The following is a 14,147-nucleotide window of genomic DNA, read 5'->3' as shown; positions in this document are numbered from 1 at the left end:
GAACTCAGGCAAAGACAAGCCTTTTTGCATCTGAATGCCATTGATGGGCATGATCCACCTCCGCAAAGAAGAACGTTCGTTCACTTTACGCCGCGCGAATGGCTAAATCAAGGGCTCCTGAGCAAGAGACATAATCAGGTTGACTTATTAAAATCCAGCAGAAAATGTTGCATTTTCATTTTTTTATGAAACCCAAGATACAAAGGATCAGCGCCTAATCCATGCTTCAATATAACAAACTGATCACGTTTTTCATATAAAAATGGATCTGACTTTAACCCCATAAGCAATCCATTTTCCCCTCCACCGGTTACAATACAATCAATACGATCATAAAGTAGTTTTTTTAAGCGTACAGCTATAGAGTAATTTATATCAACTTCAAACACCTTATTTTCCATCGCGGCATTAAATTCATTGCCATAGCTAGCATCATTCGTCACACCTACCACTTTACCTTTTAAATCAGCAGTTGAATTAAAAGTAAATTCATTTCCTTTTTTTACAATGACATCAATCGGAATAAGATAAAAAGGCTCAGAATAATCAAACAGTGCCATACGCTTTTTTGTTTTAGACAGGCCGATCACCCCTCCTTTTCCCCTAAGTGCCATTTCATAAGCACGCTTCCAGTTACTTAATTCAAAAATAAATTTTGTATTACCTCGACCCTCATGGTATTTCAACAGATCATAAGCTGGCCCAACCGGCTTACCTTGCGCATTCTTATAACTGACAGGGCGATAATCATCATTAAAAAAGATGGTCACCTCTTCGGCGTATAGCATGCTGCTGCAAAGCAGCAAAATAAGGCCCCAGTTTTTAATTAGATAACACATGCTTTCCCCTACTTACGGCATAGATTCAAACCTTAGTTTAGCCATCCCTGCAAAAATTACTGTACAAACAAAAAGCCTCATAATTCCTTCTGAAGCTTTATATAATCTTACGGAAAACCAGCTGATTCTGCCTATTGCTGAGACAAAGCCGTATATGCAGGGCAAGCAGCGCCCCCTACGAGCCATATTCCTTAACGTTGATACTCTCAGGCAAACAACAAAAAATGAGCAGAATAACAACAAGCCAAGCTAGCCTGTATATTTGGCATAAATCGAGAAATGCTCTAGCCCTATCTAAAAGCTGTAAGCGGTCCAACCTTAGCCAGCATGGTCTTGAGGGTTTGAATCATGGCTAAGATGCGCTGAATGTTGACATTTAAATCGGCGGCGCAGCCAACGGATGGGTGCACCAATAAGCGGGAGTTTTTGCAGTAATTCTTCCGCAGCATCCCAATAATCGCGGTGCAGCGTAACATAACCATTCGCATTAAAAACCAAATGTGAGCCGCCGATGATTTGATAAGGTTTGCCTTGCAAATTAAACTCAAACGTCCAAGTGATAAATGCTTGTTGGCCTTGTTCAAGCCGCTCTGCAATGATAAAGCGCGGCTTGTCCGTGGTGGCAAACATGTGGCTAAAAATAGCTTCGATCGCCACCACACCCTGCACATCGTTAAATGGATCTTTAAAGCGCGCATCAATAGCGTAAAACTGCCCTAATTGCGGCAATGTTTGCGGGCTAATTTGGCTATACCAATCAAGTAAGGCGGTCAGTTTAGTCATGATAGCTTTAAAAAATGGTGGAAAAGTGCAAAGCGCAGGCGGTAGGGTAACAATTGTAATAGCTTAAGAATTTGGGTAAAGCGGCGCGGAAAATGAATTTCAAATTGCCCAGCACTGATGCCGCCCCAAATGGCCGTAGCGGCTTGCTCCGAGGTTTGCAGCGCGGGCATTGTGAATACGTTTTTAGCCGTTAGTTCAGTTTTTACAAAGCCTGGATTAATCAAATAAACGCCTAAACCCTTTGGGTGTAAATCACTGTATAAAATTTCAGCCAAATTGATCAGAGCCGCTTTGCTTGGGCCGTATACCGTAGCATTGGGTAATCCCATATAGCCAGCCACACTGGCAACCAGCGCGATACCGCCGCTGCCTTGCGCCAGCATGCTTGGCAAGATGCTTGCAAGGCCTGAATATACCGCGCCTAGATTAATGGCTAAAGTCTGGGCGGCACCGGCGGGGGTGACTTCCCAACTGCGCTCGGGGCGATAATCTGCAGCGCAAAAAACAACTAAATCCACCCCACCCATTGCAGCGCAAGCGGCTGCATACGCTGCGGGCCAAGCGGTTTGCTCGCTCGCATCAAAGGCAAGCACATGGGCCTTGGGCTGGCTTTGCGCGATTTGCTCTAACTGCGCCAGCCGCCTTGCCGATAGCGTAACGTGGGCACCTGCGCTAAGCGCTTGCTTGGCGAGCGCCGCACCAATCCCGCTGGACGCGCCAATCAGCCAGATGCGCTGATTAAGCCAGCTTGGTATCACGGGGTTCATCGGCGGCCACATGATTAGTCTCTTTTCTTAAAAAATAGCGTTACTTGCCCAAGCTCAAAGCCAAATTTTTGCATGCTGGCGCGATTCATCATTGATTTGTTGTCGATCAGAAACATCCAATCGTCAAATTGCACTTCATAGGTTTTGCCATCCACCGGTAACAACATTGTGTATTGCCAGTTGAGAGCATTGCCAGATATTTTGCCGATTGCTACACCTTTAACGTCATCAGCCGTCCCCCGCCAGCTGCCATCGGCTTGCTGAACTAAGGTCCAGATGCGTTGCTGCGTTGTGCCATCATCGTATTTAAAACGCTCATCCAGCACTAACTTGCCTTGGTTTTGCGTACCCGTAATTTCAACATGAAAACGCTTCACGACTTCACCGCTGCGCTTTTGAAACATACCCCATGCATCCGTGCTACCGACAAAGTACTGCGCCAAATCGAGCTTAGGTTCAGATTTTTGATATTGCTGCACATCAGGTGAGGCGCAAGCAGTGAGCACGCCGCAGAGTGCTGCTAGTAAAGATTTTTTCATGCGTTTACTCCGGCTGTGTGAGGGCGAATTCGATACAACAAATACAAAGCCAACAATTTAAATCCACAAGGCAAGCCCGCGTAGATCCAAGCCAAAGCAGGGCCAGCAACTTGTCCGGGTTGATAATCAAGTAGCGCCAATAGCGGCAAAGCCAGGCCCGATAGTGCTAGAGCCAATTTGCCCAGCAGTGTCCAAATACCAAAGTAAATAGAGGGCGAATCCTCATGCTGAATCATCTGCGCCAAGAGTACTGGGGGCAGCGCAAGATCTGCACCAAGCGCTAAACCTGCCGCAATGCAAACCACTAAATAGGCCGAATAATCACCAACACCGAGCAACGCTGCGCTACAAAAAGCCAGAATCGCCAGTAACATCCCCCAGCGCCAAGCGCACAAAGCGCCCACTTTTTTAGCCAGCATCACCCACAGCGGTAGCCCGACCGCCGCCGCCACAAAATAAGTGGCTAAAAATGCACCTGCATAGCTGGTGGCTTGAAGACGATCATTGATAAAAAACAGCGCCAAAGTAGATGGAATAGCCACTGATATGGCATTGATAAAATAGGGGAGGAGCAAAGATTTAAAGCCTTGATTGGCCTGCATGGTGTGCCATAGCTGCTGCCAACTAGAGTGCCGGTTCACTTTGCGCTGCCAGCGCGGTGCATAGTAAATAAGGGCGAACAAGGCCAATGCCAAGATGGCTGCAAAGCTCAAACAGTAATGGCCAAGATGGCTAGGAATGGTGGCTACAGGCTGGGTTAAAATCCAGCTTGGAATCACGCTGGCTAAAATCACCCCTAGTAATCCAGCACCTTCACGCCATGCCGCCGCGCCAAGTAGCGCCACATTTGAGTTAGATTCATCAGCCGAAAGCCGAGCGCCCCATGATAAATACGCAATGCTGAGCATGCTATGGGCGGTGTAGGCCACCACCAGCATCACTGCCAGCCATGCCCCAAGATACACAGTAGATACTGGGGGTAGCCAAAGCCCTAAAAAAGCCAAACCCAGCAAAACAGCACCAGCAATAAGCCAAGGATTAAGCCCGCCATGCAGGCAATCGATATAGCGCCCTAGCCATGGATCTTGCAGGGTATCCACTAGCCGTGCCAAAAAGAGCACCCAGCCAGTGCTGGCCAAAGCCAAGCCCAAATTGCTGCTGTAATACGCGGGGATTTGCACATACACCGGCAACGCAGCCATTGCCAGTGGCAGGCCCAGTAAGCCGTAGGCCATCATGCGCCAGCGTGGATGCGTTGCGCGACTCATTTTGCGCTACCTAATAATTGCTCACGCAAGCCGCTATCCTTAGTGCGCTCATCAAACCAGATAGCAAAAAAAGCTTTAGCAAATTCTGGATCACGAATATCCGCAAGTAGCTGATTGCGATTATAAAAACGACAGCCTTGATTTGGCAAAAAGACCCCAATCAACTGATCGCCTTCATTGACATTGGTAAAGGCGCGATACATTTCAACTTCCCAACGTTTGAGCTGCTCAGCGCTGTATTGCTTGCCAAATAAGCGCTTGATTTCATCGATGCTGGTTTCAACAAACTGAGTACGGCTAATGCTACGGTGGTAAGTCAGCTCCAAAGCAAATGGGGCGTTAAGGCTAAATTGCAGGCTTTCACTCCATAATTTAGCGGTATAAATCCGCAGCCTAAACCAAGTCAAATCGCCGCTGCCTAAGGCCTTAGCTTGCGGTAGCTCATCGCGCCATGTGGCAGCGCTAGCAGGTAAGGCGATGCTAGCCAGAGCGATCAATATGCAGAGAGCAATCTTGCGCATTTTAATGATCCTTATGCAATAAGAATTGCACGACATCGGTCTTGCCTTCATCAAAGCCCGCTTCACAATAGGCAAAATACAGCATCCAGATTCGCATAAAGCGCTCATCAAAGCCTTGGTCTGCAATCGCTGCCGCTTCATTACGGCAAGCGGCCTTCCAGCGGCGCAGTGTTTCGGCGTAATCACCGCCAAAATGATACTGATCGGTGGTTTTAAGGCCTGCCGATTGCGCCTTGGCAGCAAAGCGCTCTGGGCTGGGCAACATGCCGCCTGGAAAAATATACTGCTGGATAAAATCTGTGCCGCTGCGATAACGCTCAAAGGCATTTTCATCAATGGTGATGCTTTGCACCAAGGCTTGACCGCCCACCTTTAAGCGGGCCGCCACAGTTTCAAAGTATTCTGGCCAGAATGCCTCCCCTACGGCCTCAAACATCTCAATTGACACAATCGCATCATATTGGCCAGTCAGATCTCGGTAATCGCATAACTCCAGCTGCACCAGCGAATTCAAACCTTGCCGTGTAATCCGCTCTTGAGCAATGGCGAGTTGCGCCGCAGAAATGGTTACGCCATGTACATCAATGCCTTGCCGCGCGGCGTATGCAGCAAAACCGCCCCAGCCGCAGCCAATTTCAAGCACTCGGCTGCCCGCGCTGAGTGCTAGCGTATCAATAATCCGCTGATATTTATTGAGCTGAGCCTGCTGCAGGCTTTGCGCATACTCACCATGAAACATCGCGCTAGAATAGGTCCAAGTTGGATCAAGCCAAAGCTGATAAAACGCATTACCAATATCGTAATGGGCATGAATGTTTTTGCGGCTACCCTCACGGGTATTGCGTCTAAATAGGTGCTTAAGCCGATACCATAGCGTTGCCAATTTACCGCCAAACACCATTTTATCCAGCACGTTTTGATTACGAATCGCCAGCCGCAGTAAGGCCGTTAAATCTGCTGAATCAATCCAGCCCGCCTCATAGCTTTCGGCAAAACCAATATCACCCGCGCGTAAAATTCGCTGGCAGGCGCGCCAATCATGAATCTGCAAAGTGGCGCTTGGTGGCTGATGCAAATCGCCAAACATCAGATGGGTGCCCTCTGGCGTGATCAATTGCAAATGACCGTGCTGCAGTCGGGCTAATAGATTCAGAAACAATTTAGCCGCGGTGGGCGCACTACGGCTTATCGTTTGCAGAGCTTGAGATTGACTCATAATGGTTTGTCCTCTGACACAGTCAAAGAAGTGGTGGGTGGAGCGGGTTGGCTAAAAAATGGCACACGTTTTCGCCATAACTTGAAGGCTTGCCAATGAATACGGGCGAATACACCAAGCGTCAAGAAAGGCTGGGCCAAGAGCGCGTGGCGCAGCGTGGCGCTATTTAAATCTTGGATATGGCCGCCTATCGAGGTCTTGAGCAGCAGGCCATTGTGATCAAAATAATCAATCCCTACCCACGCCGTGCTGGCAGTGTCACGAAACCTAAATTGATAATGCCCAGCTACCTCGCAAAACGGCGAAACATGCAGCATTTTTTTGCTTTCAATACGGGTGTGGCTCTGGATACCGTCTTTTTCAAAGCCAACAAGTAAATAGAGGTGGGTTTCGCCAAAGGTGTTGTTTACTTCGGCTAACACAGCGCGCAGCTCACCACTTTGGGCGTAGCAATACCAAAAGCTCACCGGATTAAACACCCAGCCCAATACGCGCGGAAGTGTATGCAGCCAAATCTCGCCATCGGCTGCAATCTGATGCTTAGCCAGCAAATCACGCATCCAATGTTCTAAATCACTTCCATCTTTGGGGCCGTAATCAGCGGTATGCACCGAAACCGCTCGTCTGCAGTTAATCCCAAACCAAGCGGCCTTGATTTCATTAAGCCGCGCTAAATTAAGTCGCAGGCAAAACACCGGATACACAAAGCGATTCTTCGCAGGGCGCACACGCTGGTGCATCACTTGCCCGCTAATAATTTGGGCCGGAGCGCTCATGTTAGTGCCGCCCAATCAGGAGCTAAACCAAAACCCTGAGCCACCCTAAGCGCAGACTTCAAGCCATCCTCATGAAAACCATAGCCCGTCCATGCGCCAACAAACCAAGTGTGATTTTGGCCTTGGATACTCGGCAAGCGCTGCTGAGCAGCAATGGCCCCATGATCAAACACGGGATGCTCATACTCAAACTGCCCCAGTACTAACTCTGGCGCGGGCGGCGAGAAAGGATTGAGCGTTACAATCACCGGTGATTTAAACGCTAAATTTTGCAATTGATTGAGTAGATAACTCACGCAAACAGGGCGTTGCCGATCCACGCTGGCCCCGCCAATGTAATTCCATGCCGACCAAACCTTGCGCCGCTGTGGCAATTGGGCTGGATCGGTATGTAGCACCGCAGTATTGGCTTGATAGCGCACGGCAGAGAGTATTTGCTGCTCTGCCTCGATGGCATCGCTCAGCATATTGAGCGTTTGTGGCGCATGTGTAGCAAACACCACCGCATCGAATAAATCCACACCAGCGTGGCTATACACCGTTGCGCCAGCGCCCCGACGTTCAACTTTAGCAACTGGGCAATTGAGCCTAATCTCAGCACCGCTGGCATAGAGGACGGCGGCCATTTTGCGTACATATTCTTTCGCACCTCCTTTTACCGTTTGCCACTGCGGGCGATCATTCACTTGCAATAGTGCGTGATTTAAGCAAAACCGTAAAAAAGTAGCAGCAGGAAATTGTAAAATATCATTGGGCGCGCTAGACCAGATCGCCGCCGCCATCGGCAGTAAATAAGCATCGCGGAACATCGCCCCATAACCACCTGCGGCAATGAGCTCACCCAAGGTGGCCCCATTAGCAAGCGACTGGCTTAAGTTGGCTTGCGCTGCGGCGTTAAAACGTAAAATATCGCGCAACATGCCAATAAAACTGGGGGATAAAATCCGCTGCCGCTGTGCAAACACGGTATCCAAATTTGTGCCAGCCCACTCTAACCTTCCACCATCGAGTGAAACACCAAACGACATATCGGTGGCATACGTTGCTACATCCAGCTCGGCAAATAACGCAATCAAGTTGGGGTAAGTGGCTTGATTGAATACCAAAAATCCAGTATCTACCGCTTGAGTTTGCCCTTCTAAGCTCACCTCCACCGTATTGGTATGGCCACCTAAGTAACTGCCCGCTTCAAACAACACCACATCATGCGCACGGCTTAAAAAGTATGCACTGGCCAAGCCAGAAATACCGGAGCCAATAATTGCGATGCGTTGCCGAGTATTTGTCATGTTTTTTTGCCATTAAGCCAGTCGGTGAGTGTGCTTGCTACTACTTCAGTGCTAAGATTACTACTGCTTCAGAATAAAATCTACTAATTAGTATCGGAATTTACCAATGAGTATACTTAGTCGACTAAGTTTCAAAGATCAGGCCTTTAAACTGCGTGAAAGCGCCATCCTCGATGCCACCACGGCGGTACTAAGCACCAAGGGCTTTGATCTCATGACGATGGACGACATCGCCGGTGCCGTGGGCATTTCCAAACCTAGCCTCTACAAGCACTTTAAATCTAAAGAAGATTTAGTCGGTGAAGCGCTGATTCGCTTGATTGATGGTGCCGTTGATTATCTGGCGCAGCTAGATAACACGCTCAGCCCCATAGGCAAGCTAAGTGCCTTATTAGAATGGGCGTTGCGAGTACGCTTGGAAGGCGGAATGCCCTTTTTGCCCTCTACCAGCCCGCATGTGCGTGACATGCTGATGCGCAATATGAGTTATGTGTTGCGGGTAATGAAGCTCAATGGCCAGATAGAAAAACTGGTGGCCGCAGCGCAAAAAACCGGCGATTTAAATCCAGATCTACCTAGCGATGTGATCTTGTTTAGCTACTACTCTAGAACCTGCGATCCTGCCGCCGAGTTTCTGCAAAAATTCAGCAAAATGCCTCACGACGACATTGTGGCCCATATGCTGAAAGTTGCGTTTAATGGCTTAAAAACCTAAGGCATGCTGCAATCTGTAAAAAATATTGCTGTTACAGGCCACGTTTTCTATTTTAATTCATAAAAATTGAACGTGTCCTATTCTGTATTTAGTCCTAAATTGAGCCCAAATGGGGAACAACCGATGAAGCATCCAGTGAGAAGCTGGCATCCCAAAAAACTAGCCAATACCAAGTGGACGGCGCTTGTACCGCAGCAACGTGAGAAACACTTTCTTGTCGTCAAAATCGAATTCGATCCCAATGATGTGCAAAAAGTAGAGCAAATCACTCTGGAAGCGGTGATCAGCAAACGGCATTTCACATTGCACTGGAGCGCCCTTGAAGATGAGACACAATGGCGTGCGGGCTGGCTATAACACAACAATTTGATATGGCTTACTGACTATGCCTCTTGCTCAATCTCATTATAAATATCGTAGGGCGGGTAAAACCCGCGGGTTTATTCGGTATTGCTTGCGGGTTTCACCCGCCCTACAAACTCTAAAACCAAGCACTCAAGAAATCCATCTACACAGAGCCCATTGAGCAAGAGACATAATCAGGTATTGTTTTGTAAAAATACTGCACTGGGGTAGAACACTATGGTTCAATACTCAGAGGCTTATTGATGCCATTACAAAATTAAGCTATATAATTTTAATAAAAAAATCAAAGGATAGCTTTTTATTTTTCAAGTCAGAAAAATAAAATGTAGACATCCAGATTAGCGATGAAGGTCTAAAAATTAACTTAATTATTGAGGAATCAAGCCCTTCTGCTTTGCATCTTTAATAGCATGATTAAACTCAACTAAGAAGGCCTGCATCTTCATAGACTTATGAAACGCTAAATGAACCGGATCGCGGACGAGTGGCTTACTCAAATATACAAACTGATCGCGCTTATTTAATAACTCAGGATCTTTTTTTAACATAGCATCCAAGCTATGCTCTGCATTATTGACAACGGCACAATCAACCCGATCGTAAAGTAGCTTTTTTAAACGCACATCGGATGCATAATTAACATCGACCTGAAACAATTTTGCCACCAGTGCATTATCAAACTCCTCTCCATAGCTAGCCGCATTGGTTACGCTAATTAGCTTGCCTTTTAGATCTGCCACCGAGTGAAAAGGAAACTCTTTGCCTTTTTTTACGACCAAACCAACAATTGACTCATAAAATGGTTCGGAAAAATCAAACACCTCAAGTCTTGCTTTGGTTTTAGATAAGCCAACAATTCCCCCTTTCCCTTTTTCTGCCAGCAAATAGGAACGCTTCCAAGAGGCCATATCTACAATGACTTTATTGCCACTTAATTGCTCGTAATGCTTAATCAGGGTATAGCCAATTCCATCTTCTCGGCCCTGCTCATTACGAAAAGTAATAGGCCGGTAATCATCACTGGCAAAAATAATCATCTCATCCGCCCAAAGCGCAGGGCAAAGACATAAAAATAAAAAAAACCCAAGCATAACTCGCATGTTCTACATCCTTATCCAAGCCGAACTTATATAGATTAGCCCATTAAAAACCGACTCGCATTATCTTACGGCCAATAAAAAAACCCCAGAATTGCTTCTGGGGTTTTTGAGGTATTTAATTCAAAAGAGAATTAAATCATGCCTTTAGACTTCAACAGCTCAAGCATAGTCGAGCCAAGCTCAGCTGGGCTGCGTGTGTAGGCGATGCCTGCACGCTCAAACGCTGCAAATTTTTCTTCTGCAGTGCCTTTGCCGCCAGAGATAATTGCACCAGCGTGGCCCATGCGTTTGCCCTTAGGCGCGGTAACACCAGCGATATAACCAACAACAGGCTTAGTCACGTAGGACTGAGCAAATTCAGCCGCTTCTTCTTCAGCCGAGCCGCCGATTTCGCCGATCATGATGATCGCATCGGTATCAGGATCGTCTTGGAATAAGCGCAATGCGTCGATATGGCTCAAGCCTGGAATTGGATCGCCACCGATACCGATACATGTAGATTGGCCCAGACCTAATGCTGTAGTTTGCGCAACAGCTTCGTAAGTCAAAGTACCGGAGCGGCTTACAATACCAATACGGCCTGGCTGATGGATGTGCCAAGGCATAATACCGATCTTGCATTCGCCAGGAGTGATAATACCTGGGCAGTTAGGGCCGATCAGACGGATGCCGGCTTCATCAACCGCTTTTTTCACGTACAGCATATCCAGTGTAGGTACGCCTTCGGTGATACATACGATCAGCTGAATACCCGAATCAATCGCTTCCAGAATCGAATCTTTAGCGAATGGAGCCGGTACGTAAATAACAGTCGCATCGGCTTGGGTTTCGCGCATTGCGTCTTTCATGGTGTTGAACACCGGCAGATCAAGGTGACGTGAGCCGCCCTTACCTGGTGTTACACCGCCAACAACCTTAGTGCCACACTTCAATGCTTGTTCTGCGTGGAATGTACCGTTTTTTCCGGTGAAACCTTGCACCAATACTTTGGTGTTTTTATTGACTAAAACGCTCATTATTTTTTCCTTTATGCAACATAAAGTGCTTCTTAAAATCCAGATTTCTAAACGAGACAAGGCGCGATTAAATAGTTTGACGCAACATATTTTTATATGTGAGGAAAACTATTTATGAGCAACGCCGTATCGTGACGGAAGCTGGAGTTTTAAGATGTGCTTTGATTAAAGTGCGGCAACAGCAGCAACAATCTTCTCGGCTGCGTCGTTCAAGCCTTGAGCCGATGTCAGCTTCAAGCCTGATTCGTTCAGAAGCTTAGCGCCCAATTCAGCGTTATTGCCTTCCAAACGCACCACAACCGGCACAGTCACATTCACTTCTTTCACTGCCGCAATAATTGCTTCAGCAATCATGTCGCAACGAACGATACCGCCGAAGATGTTGATCAGCACGCCCTTCACCGAATCATCAGCCAGAATCAGCTTGAAGGCTTCGATCACGCGATCTTTAGTTGCACCACCGCCTACATCCAAGAAGTTAGCCGGTTGGCCGCCCTTCAGCTTGATGATGTCCATTGTGGCCATTGCAAGACCAGCGCCGTTCACCATACAACCGATATTGCCTTCCAGCGCAACGTAGTTCAGCTCGAACTCAGAGGCTTTTACTTCGCGCTCGTTTTCTTGCGATTTATCGCGTTGAGCCAGCAATTCTGGCAAGCGATACAGCGCGTTAGAATCAAGACCGACTTTAGCGTCTACGCAGCACAATTCGCCGTTTTCACGCAAAGCCAGTGGGTTGATTTCAAACAGCGCGAAATCGTTAGCGATAAATGCTTCAGCCGCACCCAACATCATTTTAACGAAGTGAGCAACTTGCTTGCCTTCTAAACCCAAAGCAAACGCGCAATCACGCGCTTGGAATGGCTGCATGCCCACCAATGGATCTACAGTAACTTTGATGATTTTTTCTGGGGATTCTTCCGCTACGGTTTCGATCTCAACACCGCCTTCGGTGGAAACCATAAACACCACGCGCTGGCTTGAGCGATCTACAACCGCGCCAAGATACAGTTCGCGCTGAACTGGGTACATATCTTCACAAACCAATACTGAATGCACAGGCTGACCCGCTGCATCTGTTTGGTAAGTCACCAGATTTTTACCGATCAAGCCTTTAGCAATTTCTGCGGCTTCTTCACGGGATTTAACCACTTTAACGCCACCCGCTTTACCACGGCCACCGGCATGAACTTGCGCTTTAACCACCGCAAATTTGCCACCCAGTGCGTCGTATGCAGCAGCTGCTTCCTCTGGAGTGTGAGCCAAAATGCCGCGTTGTACTGGAAGACCGTATTTAGCCAATAATTCCTTGGCTTGATATTCATGAAGATTCATCTGAGACCCTTTTAAGGAAAGAGGATATGCAAATCGGCCGCATACCGTGAAACATATTGAGTGATGAAAACAATCTAAAACTTCTAAAAATTCTGTAGGCACAGAACAGAACACGCAGCACACAGAGAAAAATAGAATCGCTTGTGTGCTCTGTGCCTACAGGTTTTTTATGCCTTTCTTAGCTATGCAAACCACGCTTATCACATGCTAAAGCCGCTTCGTGCAAGGCTTCAGACAAAGATGGATGAGCATGAACAATACGGGCAATATCTTCTGACGATGCGTTAAATTCCATCGCGACTACCGCTTCAGCAATCAACTCTGAAGCAAATGGACCAACGATATGAACACCTAAAATACGATCAGTTGTCTTATCTGCCAGCATTTTAACAAAGCCCTTGGCTTCCCCAAGCGCTAAAGCACGGCCATTGGCGGAGAACAAGAATTGACCTTTCTTGTATTCAACGCCAGCGGCTTTAAGCTGCTCTTCGGTCTGGCCTACCCAAGCAATTTCTGGGCTGGTGTAAATCACCCAAGGAATATTGTTAAAGTCGATATGCGGATGTTGGCCAGCGATACGCTCAGCCACGGCCACGCCTTCGTCAGACGCTTTATGCGCCAGCATCGGGCCGCGCACCACATCACCAATCGCCCAAACATTAGGCAGATTACTTTGGCAATCGTCGTTGACTTCGATCTGGCCGCGCTCGGTCAGCTTCAGGCCAACGGCATCTGCGTTTAGGCCAGATGTGTTTGGCACACGGCCAATGGCCACCACCAGCTTATCAAATACGCTGACTTGCTCAGCACCCGCTACATCGGTCCAGTGCACGGTTACGTCTTTTTTACCGGCCTTAATTTCGCCGATTTTAACGCCAGTCTGAATCACCAGACCGGTTTCTTTAGTCAGGAATTTCTTGGCTTCGCGGGCCACTTGCTCATCCGCTGCGCCTAGGAAAGTAGGCATCGCTTCAAGCACGGTCACTTCACTACCCAGACGCTTCCAAACCGAGCCCATTTCTAAGCCGATCACGCCAGCGCCAATCACGCCTAGGCGTTTTGGCACAGCAGGAATCGCCAACGCTCCTTCGTTATCCAGCACCAGCTGGTTGTCGATCGTCACGCCTGGCAATTGGCGAACGCTGGAGCCAGTCGCAATAATCACGTGCTTGGCGGTGATTTCTTCAACCGTGCCATCAGCCAACTTGGCTTCCAGCACATAAGCATCACCCGCTTTGGCTTTAAATGCGCCCACACCGTGGAAAGACGTCACTTTGTTCTTCTTGAACAAGTAAGCAATGCCGCCGGTGTTTTTAGTAATGATGTCTTGCTTACGCGCCAACATCTTAGCTACGTCCATTTTTAGCGTGCCGGTAGAGATACCGTGATCGCCAAAATGATGCGCCGCATTGAAGTAATTTTCTGACGATTGCAGCAGTGCTTTAGAAGGGATACAACCCACATTCAGGCACGTACCGCCAAGGCTAGCCTTGCCGTCTTTGTCTGAAGTAGCGTCGATACACGCGGTATTAAAGCCCAGCTGCGAGGCGCGAATCGCCGCCACATAGCCACCAGGGCCACCACCAATTACAACAACGTCAAATTCTTTGCTCATGG

Annotated in this window: 15 protein-coding genes; 2 read left to right on the top strand and 13 right to left on the bottom strand. The window is 47.9% G+C overall.

Going from position 1 to position 14,147, the window contains the following annotated elements:
* Nucleotides 1–134: 134 nt before the first annotated feature.
* The 9 genes from Q0R17_RS07735 to Q0R17_RS07695 all read right to left on the bottom strand — a co-directional run bounded on the left by Q0R17_RS07735 (nt 135) and on the right by Q0R17_RS07695 (nt 7,998).
* Nucleotides 135–788, bottom strand: a complete 654-nt coding sequence (locus tag Q0R17_RS07735) for an ABC transporter substrate-binding protein (protein WP_293933650.1) — start codon at nt 786–788, stop codon at nt 135–137.
* 369 nt (nt 789–1,157) lie between these two features.
* On the bottom strand, nt 1,158–1,622 hold the full coding sequence (locus tag Q0R17_RS07730; protein ID WP_293933648.1) for a nuclear transport factor 2 family protein: 465 nt from the start codon (nt 1,620–1,622) through the stop codon (nt 1,158–1,160).
* Nucleotides 1,619–2,401, bottom strand: a complete 783-nt coding sequence (locus tag Q0R17_RS07725; RefSeq protein WP_293933646.1) for an SDR family NAD(P)-dependent oxidoreductase — start codon at nt 2,399–2,401, stop codon at nt 1,619–1,621. The genes Q0R17_RS07730 and Q0R17_RS07725 overlap by 4 nt, the downstream gene beginning before the upstream one ends.
* 2 nt (nt 2,402–2,403) lie before the next feature.
* A complete protein-coding gene (locus tag Q0R17_RS07720) occupies nt 2,404–2,928 on the bottom strand; it encodes a DUF3833 domain-containing protein (RefSeq protein WP_293933644.1) in 525 nt (174 codons plus the stop codon).
* The gene (locus Q0R17_RS07715) at nt 2,925–4,196 is read right to left on the bottom strand and encodes an MFS transporter (protein ID WP_293933642.1); all 1,272 of its coding nucleotides are present in this window, start codon (nt 4,194–4,196) and stop codon (nt 2,925–2,927) included. The genes Q0R17_RS07720 and Q0R17_RS07715 overlap by 4 nt, the downstream gene beginning before the upstream one ends.
* Nucleotides 4,193–4,717 (bottom strand): chalcone isomerase family protein, encoded by a 525-nt coding sequence (locus tag Q0R17_RS07710; protein WP_293933639.1) that lies wholly within the window; start codon nt 4,715–4,717, stop codon nt 4,193–4,195. Before Q0R17_RS07710 ends, Q0R17_RS07715 begins: the two co-directional genes overlap by 4 nt.
* Nucleotide 4,718: 1 nt before the next feature.
* The gene (locus tag Q0R17_RS07705; RefSeq protein WP_293933636.1) at nt 4,719–5,933 is read right to left on the bottom strand and encodes a cyclopropane-fatty-acyl-phospholipid synthase family protein; all 1,215 of its coding nucleotides are present in this window, start codon (nt 5,931–5,933) and stop codon (nt 4,719–4,721) included.
* Nucleotides 5,930–6,709, bottom strand: a complete 780-nt coding sequence (locus tag Q0R17_RS07700) for a DUF1365 domain-containing protein (RefSeq protein ID WP_293933633.1) — start codon at nt 6,707–6,709, stop codon at nt 5,930–5,932. Before Q0R17_RS07700 ends, Q0R17_RS07705 begins: the two co-directional genes overlap by 4 nt.
* Nucleotides 6,706–7,998 (bottom strand): NAD(P)/FAD-dependent oxidoreductase, encoded by a 1,293-nt coding sequence (locus Q0R17_RS07695; protein ID WP_293933631.1) that lies wholly within the window; start codon nt 7,996–7,998, stop codon nt 6,706–6,708. The genes Q0R17_RS07700 and Q0R17_RS07695 overlap by 4 nt, the downstream gene beginning before the upstream one ends.
* Nucleotides 7,999–8,104: 106 nt before the next feature.
* On the opposite strand from Q0R17_RS07695, the gene Q0R17_RS07690 reads away from it, so the two are divergent.
* Both Q0R17_RS07690 and Q0R17_RS07685 read left to right on the top strand, forming a co-directional pair.
* Entirely contained in the window at nt 8,105–8,713 is a 609-nt protein-coding gene (locus Q0R17_RS07690; protein ID WP_293933629.1) for a TetR/AcrR family transcriptional regulator, read from the top strand.
* A 123-nt stretch (nt 8,714–8,836) separates the two neighbouring features.
* Entirely contained in the window at nt 8,837–9,070 is a 234-nt protein-coding gene (locus Q0R17_RS07685) for a TIGR02450 family Trp-rich protein (RefSeq protein ID WP_293933627.1), read from the top strand.
* A 377-nt stretch (nt 9,071–9,447) separates the two neighbouring features.
* Here Q0R17_RS07685 and Q0R17_RS07680 read toward each other — a convergent pair whose 3' ends face one another.
* The 4 genes from Q0R17_RS07680 to lpdA all read right to left on the bottom strand — a co-directional run bounded on the left by Q0R17_RS07680 (nt 9,448) and on the right by lpdA (nt 14,145).
* On the bottom strand, nt 9,448–10,179 hold the full coding sequence (locus tag Q0R17_RS07680; RefSeq protein ID WP_293933624.1) for an ABC transporter substrate-binding protein: 732 nt from the start codon (nt 10,177–10,179) through the stop codon (nt 9,448–9,450).
* A gap of 131 nt (nt 10,180–10,310) precedes the next feature.
* Nucleotides 10,311–11,195: a succinate--CoA ligase subunit alpha gene (gene sucD, locus Q0R17_RS07675; RefSeq protein ID WP_046351232.1), complete on the bottom strand. Its 885-nt coding sequence runs from the start codon at nt 11,193–11,195 to the stop codon at nt 10,311–10,313.
* Between the two features lie 165 nt (nt 11,196–11,360).
* On the bottom strand, nt 11,361–12,530 hold the full coding sequence (gene sucC, locus Q0R17_RS07670; RefSeq protein ID WP_046351231.1) for an ADP-forming succinate--CoA ligase subunit beta: 1,170 nt from the start codon (nt 12,528–12,530) through the stop codon (nt 11,361–11,363).
* 178 nt (nt 12,531–12,708) lie between these two features.
* Nucleotides 12,709–14,145, bottom strand: coding sequence for a dihydrolipoyl dehydrogenase (gene lpdA / locus Q0R17_RS07665; RefSeq protein ID WP_293933618.1), 1,437 nt, complete (start codon nt 14,143–14,145; stop codon nt 12,709–12,711).
* Nucleotides 14,146–14,147 lie beyond the last annotated feature (2 nt).

The organism is Iodobacter sp., from assembly GCF_025352645.1.
Taxonomy (GTDB): Bacteria; Pseudomonadota; Gammaproteobacteria; order Burkholderiales; family Chitinibacteraceae; genus Iodobacter.
The sequence above is the reverse complement of the archived record's forward strand: the minus strand, read 5'-3'. Positions and strand labels throughout refer to the sequence as shown.

What these genes read in the sequence shown, in the direction of transcription:
- Q0R17_RS07710 (WP_293933639.1), bottom strand. Translation starts at nt 4,717, where the DNA reads ATGCGCAAGATTGCTCTCTGCATATTGATCGCTCTGGCTAGCATCGCC.
- sucD (WP_046351232.1), bottom strand. Translation starts at nt 11,195, where the DNA reads ATGAGCGTTTTAGTCAATAAAAACACCAAAGTATTGGTGCAAGGTTTC.
- Q0R17_RS07695 (WP_293933631.1), bottom strand. Translation starts at nt 7,998, where the DNA reads ATGACAAATACTCGGCAACGCATCGCAATTATTGGCTCCGGTATTTCT.
- Q0R17_RS07685 (WP_293933627.1), top strand. Translation starts at nt 8,837, where the DNA reads ATGAAGCATCCAGTGAGAAGCTGGCATCCCAAAAAACTAGCCAATACC.
- Q0R17_RS07730 (WP_293933648.1), bottom strand. Translation starts at nt 1,622, where the DNA reads ATGACTAAACTGACCGCCTTACTTGATTGGTATAGCCAAATTAGCCCG.
- Q0R17_RS07725 (WP_293933646.1), bottom strand. Translation starts at nt 2,401, where the DNA reads ATGTGGCCGCCGATGAACCCCGTGATACCAAGCTGGCTTAATCAGCGC.
- Q0R17_RS07700 (WP_293933633.1), bottom strand. Translation starts at nt 6,709, where the DNA reads ATGAGCGCTCCGGCCCAAATTATTAGCGGGCAAGTGATGCACCAGCGT.
- Q0R17_RS07680 (WP_293933624.1), bottom strand. Translation starts at nt 10,179, where the DNA reads ATGCGAGTTATGCTTGGGTTTTTTTTATTTTTATGTCTTTGCCCTGCG.
- lpdA (WP_293933618.1), bottom strand. Translation starts at nt 14,145, where the DNA reads ATGAGCAAAGAATTTGACGTTGTTGTAATTGGTGGTGGCCCTGGTGGC.
- Q0R17_RS07720 (WP_293933644.1), bottom strand. Translation starts at nt 2,928, where the DNA reads ATGAAAAAATCTTTACTAGCAGCACTCTGCGGCGTGCTCACTGCTTGC.
- sucC (WP_046351231.1), bottom strand. Translation starts at nt 12,530, where the DNA reads ATGAATCTTCATGAATATCAAGCCAAGGAATTATTGGCTAAATACGGT.
- Q0R17_RS07715 (WP_293933642.1), bottom strand. Translation starts at nt 4,196, where the DNA reads ATGAGTCGCGCAACGCATCCACGCTGGCGCATGATGGCCTACGGCTTA.
- Q0R17_RS07705 (WP_293933636.1), bottom strand. Translation starts at nt 5,933, where the DNA reads ATGAGTCAATCTCAAGCTCTGCAAACGATAAGCCGTAGTGCGCCCACC.
- Q0R17_RS07690 (WP_293933629.1), top strand. Translation starts at nt 8,105, where the DNA reads ATGAGTATACTTAGTCGACTAAGTTTCAAAGATCAGGCCTTTAAACTG.
- Q0R17_RS07735 (WP_293933650.1), bottom strand. Translation starts at nt 788, where the DNA reads ATGCTATACGCCGAAGAGGTGACCATCTTTTTTAATGATGATTATCGC.